Source organism: Rickettsiales bacterium (genome assembly GCA_035765535.1).
Classification (GTDB): Bacteria; Pseudomonadota; Alphaproteobacteria; order Rickettsiales; family JABCZZ01; genus JABCZZ01.
In genome coordinates, this window is record DASTXE010000006.1 from 246,212 (window position 1) to 259,890 (window position 13,679).

Annotated in this window: 14 protein-coding genes; 7 read left to right on the forward strand and 7 right to left on the reverse strand. The window is 52.2% G+C overall.

Translation table 11 applies throughout. From position 1 onward, the window contains the following. Position 1 precedes the first annotated feature (1 nt). The gene (gene bcp, locus VFT64_09790) at positions 2 to 478 is read left to right on the forward strand and encodes a thioredoxin-dependent thiol peroxidase (protein HEU5048118.1); all 477 of its coding nucleotides are present in this window, start codon (positions 2 to 4) and stop codon (positions 476 to 478) included. Positions 479 to 538: 60 nt separating this feature from the next. Here the strand turns inward: bcp and VFT64_09795 are convergent, their stop codons facing one another. Together VFT64_09795 and mnmA are read right to left on the reverse strand one after the other, a co-directional pair. Next, on the reverse strand, positions 539 to 826 hold the full coding sequence (locus tag VFT64_09795; GenBank protein HEU5048119.1) for a YggT family protein: 288 nt from the start codon (positions 824 to 826) through the stop codon (positions 539 to 541). A 69-nt stretch (positions 827 to 895) separates the two neighbouring features. Beyond that, the gene (gene mnmA, locus VFT64_09800) at positions 896 to 2,008 is read right to left on the reverse strand and encodes a tRNA 2-thiouridine(34) synthase MnmA (protein ID HEU5048120.1); all 1,113 of its coding nucleotides are present in this window, start codon (positions 2,006 to 2,008) and stop codon (positions 896 to 898) included. Between the two features lie 84 nt (positions 2,009 to 2,092). Here mnmA and VFT64_09805 point away from each other — a divergent pair, with 84 nt between their 5' ends. Further along, complete coding sequence (locus VFT64_09805; GenBank protein HEU5048121.1) at positions 2,093 to 3,091, forward strand: hypothetical protein; 999 nt, start codon at positions 2,093 to 2,095, stop codon at positions 3,089 to 3,091. A 3-nt stretch (positions 3,092 to 3,094) separates the two neighbouring features. On the opposite strand, the gene VFT64_09810 is transcribed toward VFT64_09805, so the two are convergent. Beyond that, a complete protein-coding gene (locus tag VFT64_09810) occupies positions 3,095 to 4,309 on the reverse strand; it encodes an LL-diaminopimelate aminotransferase (protein HEU5048122.1) in 1,215 nt (404 codons plus the stop codon). A 25-nt stretch (positions 4,310 to 4,334) separates the two neighbouring features. Next, positions 4,335 to 5,888 carry a hypothetical protein gene (locus tag VFT64_09815; GenBank protein ID HEU5048123.1) on the reverse strand — a complete coding sequence of 518 codons (1,554 nt, stop codon included), beginning with the start codon at positions 5,886 to 5,888 and terminating at the stop codon, positions 4,335 to 4,337. A 132-nt stretch (positions 5,889 to 6,020) separates the two neighbouring features. Here VFT64_09815 and phaC point away from each other — a divergent pair, with 132 nt between their 5' ends. From phaC to VFT64_09840, 5 genes are all read left to right on the forward strand, one after another. Beyond that, the gene (gene phaC / locus VFT64_09820; protein ID HEU5048124.1) at positions 6,021 to 7,799 is read left to right on the forward strand and encodes a class I poly(R)-hydroxyalkanoic acid synthase; all 1,779 of its coding nucleotides are present in this window, start codon (positions 6,021 to 6,023) and stop codon (positions 7,797 to 7,799) included. A 78-nt stretch (positions 7,800 to 7,877) separates the two neighbouring features. Further along, the gene (gene rpmG, locus VFT64_09825) at positions 7,878 to 8,045 is read left to right on the forward strand and encodes a 50S ribosomal protein L33 (protein HEU5048125.1); all 168 of its coding nucleotides are present in this window, start codon (positions 7,878 to 7,880) and stop codon (positions 8,043 to 8,045) included. A 49-nt stretch (positions 8,046 to 8,094) separates the two neighbouring features. Further along, entirely contained in the window at positions 8,095 to 8,490 is a 396-nt protein-coding gene (yajC, locus tag VFT64_09830) for a preprotein translocase subunit YajC (GenBank protein ID HEU5048126.1), read from the forward strand. A gap of 18 nt (positions 8,491 to 8,508) precedes the next feature. Next, the gene (gene secD, locus VFT64_09835) at positions 8,509 to 10,107 is read left to right on the forward strand and encodes a protein translocase subunit SecD (GenBank protein HEU5048127.1); all 1,599 of its coding nucleotides are present in this window, start codon (positions 8,509 to 8,511) and stop codon (positions 10,105 to 10,107) included. A gap of 125 nt (positions 10,108 to 10,232) precedes the next feature. Continuing rightward, positions 10,233 to 10,436 (forward strand): hypothetical protein, encoded by a 204-nt coding sequence (locus tag VFT64_09840; GenBank protein HEU5048128.1) that lies wholly within the window; start codon positions 10,233 to 10,235, stop codon positions 10,434 to 10,436. A 54-nt stretch (positions 10,437 to 10,490) separates the two neighbouring features. On the opposite strand, the gene VFT64_09845 is transcribed toward VFT64_09840, so the two are convergent. From VFT64_09845 to VFT64_09855, 3 genes are read right to left on the reverse strand one after another with little or no spacing between them, the layout of a single operon-like run. Next, the gene (locus VFT64_09845) at positions 10,491 to 11,345 is read right to left on the reverse strand and encodes a hypothetical protein (protein HEU5048129.1); all 855 of its coding nucleotides are present in this window, start codon (positions 11,343 to 11,345) and stop codon (positions 10,491 to 10,493) included. Next, positions 11,345 to 12,304 (reverse strand): tetraacyldisaccharide 4'-kinase, encoded by a 960-nt coding sequence (lpxK, locus tag VFT64_09850; protein HEU5048130.1) that lies wholly within the window; start codon positions 12,302 to 12,304, stop codon positions 11,345 to 11,347. Before lpxK ends, VFT64_09845 begins: the two co-directional genes overlap by 1 nt. A 14-nt stretch (positions 12,305 to 12,318) precedes the next feature. Beyond that, entirely contained in the window at positions 12,319 to 13,569 is a 1,251-nt protein-coding gene (locus tag VFT64_09855) for a 3-deoxy-D-manno-octulosonic acid transferase (GenBank protein HEU5048131.1), read from the reverse strand. Positions 13,570 to 13,679 lie beyond the last annotated feature (110 nt).

A 13,679-nucleotide genomic window follows, 5' to 3' on the forward strand; every position in this document is an offset into this window, starting at 1 on the left:
TATGACACATTTGAAGAGCGGCGACGCCGCACCTGCTTTCGATTTGCCGACGGACGGCGAAGGCCATGTAAGCCTGAAACAACTGAGCGGAAAAAATGTCGTCCTCTATTTCTACCCGAAGGACGATACACCGGGCTGCACGGTAGAGGCTAAGGAATTCCGCGACCATATGGCCGAGTTCGAGAAAACGAATACGGTGATTATCGGCGTTTCCAAAGACAGCGTGAAAAGCCACGACAAGTTCAAGCAGAAATTCTGCCTGCCCTTCATCCTGGCTTCGGATGAAGACATCAAGACCTGCAACGATTACGGCGTATGGGTCGAAAAAAGCATGTACGGCAAGAAATACATGGGCATCGACCGCGTCACTTTCCTGATCGACGGCAAAGGCAAAATCGCGCATGTCTGGGAAAAGGTCAAACCCGACGGCCATGCAGGCGCAGTGCTGGAAGAAGTGAAAAAACTGAGCGGAAAATAATTATCGTTATGGATGCAGCCCCTTTTCCTGAAACGGAAAACAGGGGCTGCTAATTGGGCGTTAGCCGTGGAAAGAATAGTAAACCAGCGTTCTTTCAACGAAGTTGAATATCAGGATCAGGATAACCGGAGAAATATCGATACCGCCAAGGTCCGGCATGTATTTGCGGATCGGGCGCAGAAGCGGATCGGTCAGTTTGAAAAGCGCGAGATTAATCTTCTGCACCGCAGGCTGGTAACGGTTCACAATATTGAAAGCGATCAGGAAACTCAGGATCATCCAGGCAAACAGCACATAATTATACAGGTGCATGATGGTCAGTATCAGATCGACAATCGGGTTCAGCATATATAACCTCTAAGGAATTTCGTCATAATATGAACAGTTTTCCGCTTTTATGCAACCTTGTTAGCAGGGTTAGGAGCGTTGTTTGGTAATCCAGCCACCACCCAGGACGCGATCTCCCGCATAGACAACGCAAGCCTGCCCCGGAGCCACGGCTTCGCGCGGATCAAGCAGCGTCACTTCCGCCGCCGCTTTACCCTCTGCGGCCTTAATAACCGCTTCCACCGGCATCTGGCTGGAGCGCACACGTACCTGTACTTCCGCTCCATGCTCCAGAAGTGTATTCCCTCCCAGCCAATTCAAATCACGCACCAGGAAACGCTTGGTCAGCAAAGCTTCACGCGGCCCCACCACCACCTGCTTCTTTTCAGCATCCAACCTGATGACGTACAGCGGTTCAGCAGCAGCAACCCCCAGTCCCCTTCTCTGCCCGACCGTGTAATGAATAATACCTTCGTGACGTCCAATCACCTGACCGTCTACATGGACAATGTCGCCCGGGTCGCATGCACCGGGCCGCAGTTTCTCAATCACCCCCGCATAATTACCGTTGGGCACGAAACAGATATCCTGGCTGTCCGGCTTTGCAGAAACCTGCAAAGCATATTTCTGTGCAAGCTCGCGCGTATATTCCTTATGAAACCCGCCCAGCGGAAAACGCAGGAAATCGAGCTGCTCCTGCGTGGTCGCAAACAGGAAATAGCTCTGGTCCTTATCTTTATCGATCGCGCGATGCAGTTCCGCCCCGGCGCTTCCCATTTCGCGGCGCACATAATGCCCCGTCGCCAGCGCATCTGCCCCCAGGTCACCCGCCGTGCCAAGCAAATCGCGAAACTTGACGGACTGGTTACACTTCACGCATGGCACTGGCGTTTCACCGCTCAAATAACTGTCCACGAAATCATCCATGACCGATTCACGGAATGTATTTTCGTAATTCAGTACATAATGGGGAATGTTGATTTGTGCCGCCACATTACGCGCATCCGCAATATCCTGCCCCGCGCAGCAGGCACCTTTTTTACCGATAGCCGCGCCGTGATCGTAGAGCTGGAGTGTGATGCCAACCACATCATACCCCTGATCTTTCAATAGCGCAGCCACGACGGAACTATCCACCCCGCCTGACATCGCCACCACGATGCGGGTATCCGCAGGTGCTTTATCTATACCGTATTCATTCATGTTGAATATATCTCTTCAAGCATTTACAATTCTTTAGACTTTAAGCAGGTCTATTAGCATAACTTCTGATATTCTGTAAATGATATGTCCAAAAAAATTAATGACGATATTGAACTAGAATATAAGAAAAAATTTCCTTTTTTTGAACTTTTACGTGACGAGGCAGAATTCATATTAAATAGGAAGATACAAAAAGAAAAAATAAAAGTTCATACAATTGAAAAGAGAATAAAAGATGTAAAATCACTACTAAGAAAATGTGACCGCCAAACTGACACAGAAAAGGTTTCAAATTTTGATCCCTTTATTCAAATTAAGGATATCGTTGGCTTAAGAATCATTTGCCTCTTCAGAGAAGACATCAATAAGATTGAAGAGTTTGTAAAGAAAGAATTTGATGTGGTATCTTATGAAGATAAGGTGAACCAAAGCACGGATTCTTTTGGTTATATGTCAGTACATTTTATTCTCCAATTAAAGAAAGAATTAAATGGCGCTCGCTATGATGATATAAAAAATATCCAATTTGAGTTACAAATACGAACAATCTCTATGCACGCATGGGCAGTGATTTCACACTTCATTGACTATAAAAGTGATGCAGATGTCCCTTCACATTTAAAGAAGTCTCTCAATGCATTAAGTGCATTATTCTATGTAGCAGACACACAGTTTGAGAATTTCATAAAAGACAGAAAAGCAGCCCTTATAGAATTAGAAAACAAGTCTCCTGAGAAACTAAGCCAGCAAGAAATCAATTTAGATAGTTTAAATACATTCTTGAATATTCAGTTCAGCAAAAGGATCAATCCTAATAATCATCCAAGTCAATCTGAATTAGTAGAAGAATTAAAACGTGCTGGTTATAACACTATACAAGAAGTGCATGCAGATCTTGAACGCGGCAAAAAAGCTTTTGAAAAATACGAAAAAGAACACCCCCCAGCAAATGATTCTAAATTTGCAGCAGTCGGCGTAGTAAGAGTAACCCTATCTATAGTTAACCCAAAATTTAGAGAAACACGCAATAAAAGTGATACACGTAAGAATCTATATCAGCAGTATGAAGAGTATATAACTTAATCTCTAAGCAACAAGCTCGCGCTTGACCTTCTCTGCATCTGCAGTATTCAGGAATTGCTTGATATTACGAATAGCCTGGCGCAGGCGCTGGCGGTTTTCCACCAGTGCAATACGCACATGGCTGTCACCATACTCGCCAAAACCGATGCCCGGCGCAACAGCGACCTCGGCATGTTTCAGCAGCAATTTGGAAAACGCAAGCGAACCCATATCGCGGTACGGCTCCGGTATCGGCGCCCACGCAAACATGGAAGCCTTTGGCTCCGGTATCTGCCAGCCCGCTTCAGCAAGGCCCTTGATAAGAACATCGCGGCGCTCTTTATAGAGGTTGCGCACCTGCAGCACACAGTCCTGCGGCCCATTAAGCGCCGCCGTTGCCGCAACCTGGATCGGCGTGAACGCACCGTAATCAAGATAAGATTTAATACGTGTCAGCGCCTGGATCAGACGTTTATTACCCACGGCAAACCCGATACGCCAGCCCGCCATGGAATAGGTCTTGCTCATCGTCGTAAATTCGATTGCGACATCTCTGGCGTTCTTGATCTGCAGGATCGAAGGCGGCGGATTACCGTCAAAATAAATTTCGCAGTACGCTAAATCGGAAAGAATAAATATCCCGTGCTTTCGGCACAATTCGACAATCGGCTCGTAGAATGCAAGATCAACTGTCTCCGCTGTAGGGTTACAGGGATAATTCAGCACCAGCGCCACCGGCTTCGGCGTGCAATGCTTTATGGCGCGCTCAAGCTGCGCCATAAAATCGACTCCAGGCCCTTTCGGTAGATGCCAGATAGACGCGCCCGCAATCACAAACCCGAACGGATGGATCGGATAGCTGGGATTGGGAACCAGTATAATGTCGCCAGGGCTGGTGATGGCTTGCGCAAGGTTGGCAAGCCCCTCCTTGGAACCGATGGTCACAACGACTTCACTGTCAGGATTCAGCTCTACACCGAAGCGGCGCTGGTAATAAGCAGCCTGCGCCTTACGCAGACCATAGATGCCCTTGGACTGGGAATAGCCATGCGTCGAACCGTCCGCAATCGTTTCGCATAATTTGTCCACGATGTGCTTGGGCGTCGGGGAATCAGGATTACCCATGCCCAGATCGATAATATCACGGCCTTCGCTGCGCAGTTTAGCTTTCGCCCCATTTACTTCAGCAAACACATACGGGGGCAGTCTCTTAATCCGGTAAAAATCTTCTTCAGCCATATTCGCGGGTTCTTAAACTTCGATGTTAGTTGTTGCCGAAAGAATCGTTCTGGTGCTGGGAAGCATAGCGCGAATTGTTGATATAAGCACCCGAAGCATCATCCCTCGGCGGGGTCAGCTTGACAGGCTTCTCGTCGGTAAGTTGCGAGATGTCAGGAAGCTGATTGCCTTCGATAGCGGCCGGATTATTGGCATTAGCAGGTGCACCGGCATCGGCTGCTGTAGCAGCAGGAGGAACAGGCGCAGCCGCGCTGTTTTTCGCTGGGGTAGCATTAGCCGCAGGTTTAGCACCGGTATTCTGTGCCTGCTGTTCGTTCATCCATGAACCATTGCCGGAACTCTGCTGCGCAGGAGCAGCACCTTCATTGACTTTCACAGGCGGCAGCATAACGGGAGCCGCATTGGCGGAAGTATTTGCCTGTGGAGTCATCAGGTCCATAGGCTGACGGGGAGCTTCTGCAACCGGAGCCGGAGCAGGTTGTGGCGCAGGCTGGTAAGCAGCCGTGGCCTGGGCCTCAGCCGGAGCAGGTGCGCTGCCTCCCGCAGTGGGGTAATGCAGCGAGGGGGCTACATCGCTCGACTGGATAGCCGCGTCAGATGCACCATTATTCATTGCCACAGGCTGCGCATTCCCTGCCGGCATTGGGCTGGTATCGACCTGCGCATTTTCAAGCGGTGCCTTCCTGACTTCCATCGTGGGTGCAGGCATAGGCGTTGCAGCATTCAGAGCATCCGCGTTGGTGGTTGAAGTCGCGGCAGTAGGAGCTTCGGGCTGTTTCTTCTTATCGGAGGAAAACAGGTTATGCACCCAGGAGACAAAACCCGGATCGCTTTTATCTGCCACTACGGGTTCAGCAGGCGCGGCTGCATTCTGTGCATCCATCGGAGCGGCAGCTGCAGACTGCGCTGCCATCTGCTGCGGCTGGGCAGGTGCAGCGAAAGGCTGCTGGGTTGGATCATTCAGCATCGGCACGGCACCGGCAGCAACGTCCGGATTGGTAACAGCCTGACCGGTCTGCGGCGAAGTCATGACCGTGGCATTCGGATCGTTCATCAGAGCCTGGCGCTCCGTGTCGGAAGCTTTCTGCTGCGAGGACAACGCGCCGAAATTATTTTTGATGTTGGTGCCCGATGGCGTCTGCGGCGTCTGCGGCACGCTGGAGAGTGACGGATAGGCGGAATTATCCGCTACCGGCGCAGGTGCTGCGGAAGGAGGCGGCACATCGGCAGCAGCCACAGGCACTACCGGCTCTTTCATCGTGGAAGGATAAATGGCAGACGGCGCAGCAGAACTGCCTACGACCGGTCCGCGCATCGGTGCGGGTGATTGCGCCATAACTGCAGCCGGCAGCCCCGAGCTGCCCAGATTCTCTTCCGCAGGAACGCGGCGCAGGCCAATCTTGCCTTCCACCGGATTCATCATCGGCGCATGGCGATTGCTGAAATCAACTGTCGAACCGTCCGGCACCCTGCGGTCAGGGGCGAAATAGCTGTCGACCTTCTGCATGTCGCATCCCGCAAGCGAATGCATGATCAGCAAAGAGCCTGAGAGCATCAACAATTTTTCTCTACGGTTCATAATAATTCGCCTCTATTCTTAAACATATCATTGCACTATGCGTGGGTGGCCGTTATGATTACCGAAATATAATATATGTTCAAGTTATTTGGATATATAAAACTGTAAAATGAAATAAAATATTTACCTACTATGTCCGAACCGCAAGCCGACGCGGCGACGTTCGCCGCAAATTTCGCTAAAATTGCCGAGCAGTCGCAAGCGATCTTCCAGGAATTCATGGCACGTAATTCCCAGTCCAACGCCTTTGGAACCGGGGATCCGCTGCATATCGGCAGCGCGTTTGCGGAATGGTTCACGCACATCATGAACAACCCTCAGAAAGTGGTGGAAATCCAGATGAATCTCTGGCAGGACACCCTGAATCTGTGGCAGCATACGATGCAGAAGTTCCTAGGCGAGGAAACCGCTCCCGTCATCCAGCCTGACAGCCGCGACAAACGCTTTAAGGATACGGCCTGGCAGGAAAGTGTTATTTTCGATTTTATCAAACAGTCCTACCTGCTCACGGCACGCTGGATGCAGCAGAGCGTAAGCCAGGCACAGGAAATGGACCCGCAGACACTGCGTAAGATCGATTTTTACACACGCCAGTTTGTGGACGCGATGGCACCGTCCAATTTCCTGCTGACCAATCCTGAAGTGCTCAAGAAAACATTGGAAACCGGCGGCGAGAATATCGTGCGCGGCCTCACCAATATGCTGGAGGACCTTGAAAAAAGCAAAGGCGCGCTCCGGGTCAGCATGACCGATCACAGCGCCTTTGAAGTGGGCAAGAATCTTGCCGTTACCAAGGGCAAGGTCGTCTATCAGAATGACCTCATACAGCTTATACAATACGCGCCGTTGACCGAGAAGGTCCATGCTGTTCCGATGCTCATCATTCCGCCCTGGATCAATAAATATTATATTCTCGACCTGCAGCCGGAAAATTCCCTGGTGCGCTGGCTGGTAAGCAAAGGCTTCACCGTCTTCGTTATCTCATGGGTGAACCCGGATGAAAATCTGGGCCATAAGCGCTTTGACGATTACATGCTCGAAGGCATTATTGCCGCGCTCGATGCCATTGAAAAAGCTACCGGCGAGAAACAGATCAATGCGACCGGCTACTGCCTTGGCGGCACGCTGCTGGCGATCACACTGTCCTACCTGAAGGCAAAGAAGCTTGCGGATCGCATCAAGTCCGCCACTTATTTGACTACGATGGTGGATTTCAGGGAAGCGGGGGAACTATCTGTCTTCATCGACGAGGAACAGCTTAAATCGCTCGAATCGCGCATGTCCGGCAAGGGTTATCTCGACGGCGACGATATGGCCGTCACTTTCAATATGCTGCGCGCCAACGATCTGATCTGGTCCTTTGTCATCAATAATTATTTGCTGGGCAAGGACCCCTTCCCGTTCGACCTGCTGTACTGGAACTCGGATTCCACACGCATGCCCGCGGCCATGCATAGCTTTTACTTACGCAATATGTATCAGAAGAACCTGCTCATCGATCCGGGCAAGATTACGATCGCAGGCGTACCGGTTAACCTGCAAACCATTGATACTCCTACCTATATGCTCTCCACTCGCGAAGATCACATCGCTCCGTGGAAGTCCACCTATGCCGCAACCCAGATATATAAAGGTATCAAGCGCTTCGTGCTGGCGGCCAGCGGCCATATTGCAGGCGTTGTAAACCCGCCTGCCAAGCAGAAATACAGCTATTGGATTGCCGACAGCCTGCCGCAATCGCCGGACGAGTGGTTCCAGAAAGCCTCTGAAATCAAGGGCTCCTGGTGGGATGACTGGGAAAAATGGCTCGAGACCTATAGCGGCGGGAGTGTTCCTGCGCGCGAACCCGGAAAGAGCGGCCTGAAAGCCCTGGAAGAGGCTCCCGGCAGCTTTGTGAAAGTCCGCAGCTAGGAAAGAAGCTTTTCACTTGACATACACCCGAAAATGAGTAGTTTTCCACGAAACCTGAGAGAATATTGAGTTAATGTTATGGCAAAGAAAAATATCGTTCTTGTAAAACTCGCTAGCACCGCTGACACCGGCTTCTTCTATGTAAAGAAGAAAAACCCGAAGAAGCAGACTGAAAAGCTTTCCTTCCGTAAATACGATCCGGTTGCGCGCAAGCACGTGGTTTTCAACGAAACCAAGCTGAAATAAGCTCGCGTCCGCCCTTCCTCTTTTACGCCCGCTTTCAAGGGAGTATACTATGTTCGTTTCGACTGCTCTTGCGGCTGATCCTGCAGATACCGCCGCTTCTGGTGGAATTCCCCAGCTTATGAGCGGCGCGCTGCCGATGATCCTCATTATGGTGGTGTTTTACTTCTTGCTCATTCGCCCGAACCAGCAGAAAATTAAAGAACATGACACTATGGTCAAAGCCTTGCGCCGCGGCGATAAGATCGTCACGTCCGGCGGCATTATCGGCACCATCAGCAAAGTGGAAGATGATAATATTGTCGTGCTGGAAATCGCCGAAAACGTAAAAGTCCGTGTCATGCGCGATACGATCTCCCACGTCCTCACCAAAACCATTGCCAACGATAACAAAGCCGAAGACAAGAATTCCGGCAGCAAACTGACGGAAAAATCTGGCGGCAAATAACATATAAGGATTTCCGGGATGCTGGATTTTTCGCGCGGGAAAATAGTTGCTGTATTTTGTGTCTGCCTGCTTTTCATTCTTCTAGCTATTCCCAATCTGCTTCCTGAAAAAACCCGCGAAACCATTCCGGGCTTCCTTCCTTCTCGCACCGTAAATCTGGGCCTGGATCTGCAGGGCGGTTCCTACCTGCTGCTGCAACTGGAACTTGACCGCTATATGCACGAGCAGCTGGCCGATATCGTGGACAGCCTGCGCACGGCGATGATCTCTAAGAAAGTCATGTACCGTGGATTGGGCATTACCGGTGCCGGCAATAATGAAACGGTAAGCTTCACATTGATTAACAACAGCAATGTGAATGTAAAAGACATGGTGCGCGAGATCAGCCCCGAACTGGAAATCGTGAGCCAGAAAGACGGAACCTATAATATCGGCTACTCACAGGAAGCGTTGAAGACCAAAAAACTGCACCTGCTGGAACAATCCATCCAGATCGTGAATCGCCGCGTCAATGAAACCGGCACGCGCGAGCCGATCATCCAGCGCCAGGGTGACGACCGTATCGTGCTGCAGGTTCCCGGCCTGCAGGACCCGGAAAGGCTGAAAGCCCTGCTCGGCAAAACCGCGAAAATGACTTTCCACCTCGTAGAGGAATCGCTCAGCATGAGCGATCTTGCCAGCGGCAAAGTGCCCGCCGGCGTTCACGTCATGTACGAAGACGAGCGCGGAGGCACGAAAGAAAAGCCGATCAGAATGCCGGTAGGTATCAAGACCAAGGTTATGTTAAGCGGTGACCTGCTGGTGGATGCTTCCGCAACCTTCGACAATCAGACGAACGAACCCGTCGTGAGCTTCCGCTTTAACACGGTCGGCGCACAGAAATTCGCAGAAATTACGCGAGAGAATGTTGGAAAGCGCTTCGCTATCGTCCTGGACGGCAAAGTCATCACCGCTCCTGTTATCCGTAGCGCCATTCTCGGCGGCAGCGGCATCATCTCCGGCAATTTCACCTCCGAATCCGCCAACGATCTCGCGGTTCTCCTGCGCTCCGGCGCCCTGCCCGTTCCTCTCAAAGTGGTGGAAGAACGCAGCGTCGGCCCGAGCCTCGGCGCGGACTCCATCAACGCAGGCAAACAGGCATCACTGCTGGGCGTCGTACTGGTCATGGGCTTCATGCTGATCAATTACGGCATCTTCGGAATCTTTGCTAATGTCGCCCTGTTCTTCAACCTCGTATTCATCATGGGCGCGCTCTCGCTCTTCCAGGCAACGCTGACGCTGCCCGGTATCGCTGGCATGGTATTGACGCTCGGCATGGCGGTGGATGCAAACGTGCTGATCTATGAACGTATCCGCGAGGAACTGCGCAACGGCAAAACACCATTTACCGCCATCGACCAGGGCTTCCGCGCTGCACGCGGGACCATCATGGATGCGAACGTAACCACGCTTATCGCAGCCATTCTGCTATTCTACTTCGGGACCGGAACGGTTAAGGGCTTTGCTGTCACGCTGGCCATCGGTATTCTGGCGTCGATGTTCACCGCCATCGTGCTGACCCGCCTGATGGTGTCGGTATGGCTGCGCCGTACACGTCCTAAGATCGTACCGATCTAAGCGATTGTTTATAGCTCTTTGATGCCAGCACCCGCGCGGGACACTGCATCCTTATCCCCACCACCCTATAGTGCAAACACCGTTTAGGTACTTAAAAAAACTCCAAAGCAGAAAGGTGGTTTCTTATGAAGAAAGCAATAACAGCATCGCTTGTTTCCGGTATCCTCTTGCTCGCAGCTTCCTCGGTATATGCATTGCCAAGCTCCAGCATGCCGGATGGCTCTACCTCCAACGGCGGCGTCAATGGCAGCGTTGACAGCGGTGCCAATGGTGACGGCGCGGATAGCGGAGCCAACGGCAGCATTGGCGCAACGAGCGGCGGCCGCTAAAACGAACATGGGCAGCGGTAAAAAACAACCGCTGCCCATTTTATTCAATAATTGTTATTTCCCCCAGCGCCTGTGCACCCAGAACCATTGCGACGGATATTCGCGAATCCAGTTCTCAAAACATGTATGTAACTCCTGCATCGCCACCACTGGATCCACATCCTGTGCATAATGACGCGGAGCTTCCACAGATACGTGGAAATGGACGCCATGCGTCCTTACCACACGCACCATGAACACCGGAACCTGCATTTTAGCCGCCAGGCTGATCACAGCGGTCGCCGTCATTGCTTCACGTCCGAAGAACTTCACCGGCAATCCATCATTCAGTTTCTGATCGACCAGCATTCCCACCGAACGCCCGCTCTTGATTTCCTTCAATATACTAAGCGCTCCGCCCCGCCCTTTAGGATACATCGCCACACTATAGGGCGAACGAATGCGGCGGATTACCTTATCCACAAACGGGTTATTCGCAGCCCGGTAAATAAGCGCCATTGGCATATTGTGTATTGCAGCCGTCAGCGGGATGATCTCCCAGTTTGCAAAATGGCCGGAGGCAAAAAACGCTCCCTTACCCGATTGTTTGATATCGCCAAGATATTCCAGCCCATCCACCGTAATGCGCCGTCTCATGATAGGCCGCGACAGATGCGGATATTCTCCGATCACACGCCCCATATTGTCCCACATGCCACGCAATATCTGATGCTTCCTGTAAGGTGATATATCAGGAAAAGCCATTTCCAGATTCTTCGCCGCCGTCCTATGCGCCCCTGAAAGCGGGCCTAATATGCGCGCGAGCCGTCCCCCGAGGGAGGATGCGACATCCAGCGGCAGCAGGCGAAAGAAAGCAAGTCCCAAAAGCAGGATAATCGCTTCAAATAAATAGCGGACTTTACGCAGCATCAAGCAAGCAGCACCTTGAGCAAGGCCTCCCTGTCACCGAATACGACTTCGATCGGCACGGTTGCCACTTCCGTTCGCATCTCGGCAGGCAGGCGGACATAATCTTTCTGGGTCGTCACCAACGTGGCTTCCTGTTCTGCAGCCTTTTCACGTAAAAAGCGTAGATCCTCAGACTTGAATACATAATGATCCGGATACGCCACATATTTGCGGATCGAACAACCAATCTCCTGCAGCGTCCGATAGAATTTACGCGGCGCGGCAAGACCGCAGAATGCGACCACAGCTTTATCTTTCAGTGTGTTTGCCGCTGCGGTGGGCTGCACCTTTGCATGCAGCACAGGCGTGCCCGGAAGCACATATTTCAGCACATTATGCTTATCTTCCCCGATCATAATGACGGCAGAAACGCGGCCCATCGCCTGTTCGATATTTTCACGCAATGGCCCGGCGGGAATCACGCGCTCATTGCCTAAACCGTAATGCCCGTCAATGACCAGCAGCGAAACATCCTTATGCAGGCTCGGATTCTGGAACCCGTCATCCATGATGATAATTTCCGCCCCGGCAGCCACCGCAGCCGCAGCGCCCGAAGCCCGGTCTTTGGCAACCCAGGTGGGCAACACTTCCGCAAGCAGAAGCGGTTCGTCTCCCACTTCAAGCGCGCTGTGCTTTGCAGGATCCACTCGTGTAACCCCCGAATGAGTACCCTTATAACCGCGTGACAGGTAATGCGCATTCTTACCCAATTCCTTAAAGATACGACCGATTGCAAGCGCCACCGGCGTTTTCCCCGCCCCGCCAGCCACCAGATTGCCCACGCAGATCACGCGCGCATCAAGCGTTTTGGGAGGAGTACGCGCAAGGCGTGCCTGAACTGCACAGCTATAAATAGCAGCCACCGGCAGCAAGAGACCGGACAATAATGTTTTATCTTTCCAGAAAATAGGGGCGCGCATGAGCTATTACTATATTACTTGAGATAAGTCTGCAACGCATTCATGACGGCCTGCACTGCTCCGTTATGGGTCTGGGCATGCTGCATGGCTGCTTCGCCAAGCGCATGGCGCTTTTGCGGGTCGCCAAGCAGCACACGTAAATGCGCCAGCAGCTCCTCTTCCGTTTGCGCTGTTACTATAGCCTCATCCGCTAGTAGCCCGTCAATCACGGCTGTAAAATTATGCGTATGCGGCCCGACCGCAATCGCACAGCCGACCCGGGCGGCTTCCAGCGGATTCTGGCCGCCATGCGGCACCAGCGTTCCGCCGATAAAAGCAACCCGCGCCAGACGGTAAAATAATCCAAGCTCACCCATTGTATCCGCAAGGTAAACATCCGTATCTAGCTTAATGGTTTCGCTAAGCGACCGACGCGCTATGCGTACTCCCTGCAATTCCGCAGCGATTTCCGCTCCACGGTTCGCATGGCGCGGGACGATAATCGTGAGCAATCCACCGAAATCCGCCTCAAGCGCCTTATGCAGCTTCGCGATAATCTGTTCTTCACCTTTATGCGTACTGGCTGCCAGCCATAGGGGACGCCCGTCGATAAGGGCAATCAGCCGCGTTAACTCCTGCTCGTCGCATGGAAGCGCCGGCGCATCGTACTTTAAATTACAGACGCCAGTTACCGCAGGGATGCCGAGCTGCAGCAGCCGTTCCTTGTCCTGCGCGCTCTGGGCGAAGCACAGACGGAAACAGCTCAGTATCTTACGGATGAAGCCTTTGGCGAATCGCCAGGAATGGAACGACTTTTCCGACATGCGCGCATTGATAACGCCCATGGTTATCCCACGTTTGGCGGTTTCCATGATAAGGTTCGGCCAGAATTCCGAATCCACCCACAGCGCCACATCCGGCTTCCAATGGGAAAGGAACCGGTCCACCGCGTCCGGTGTATCCACAGGGGCGAACTGATGGATTGCGCGCGGCGGCAATCTTCCGGCCATAAGCTTCGCGGAGGTAATCGTCACCGTCGTCAGCAGCACATGCAGGTTCGGATACGCCATCAGCACCTGCTCAATCAGCGGCAGGACGGAGTTAGCCTCCCCCACGCTCGCCGCATGAATCCACAGAAGCTTACCCACAGGACGCGCCATACCAGTGTTCCCGGTTCGCTCCGCAAGACGCGCGCCATCCTCCTTGCCGCGCGCCAGCCTGCGTTTCAGCAGTGCAGGCACAACCGGAGTGGCGATACTGGTAAGCATCCTGTAGAGGGAGTACATGACAGACCTGTTAGGTAGCGTAAGAGGATTCCAAGACACTGTATATACGCAAAAGACGCATTCCGGCAAGGTAAACGAAATCGCTTGCGTGTGATAGTTGACCTATGGTT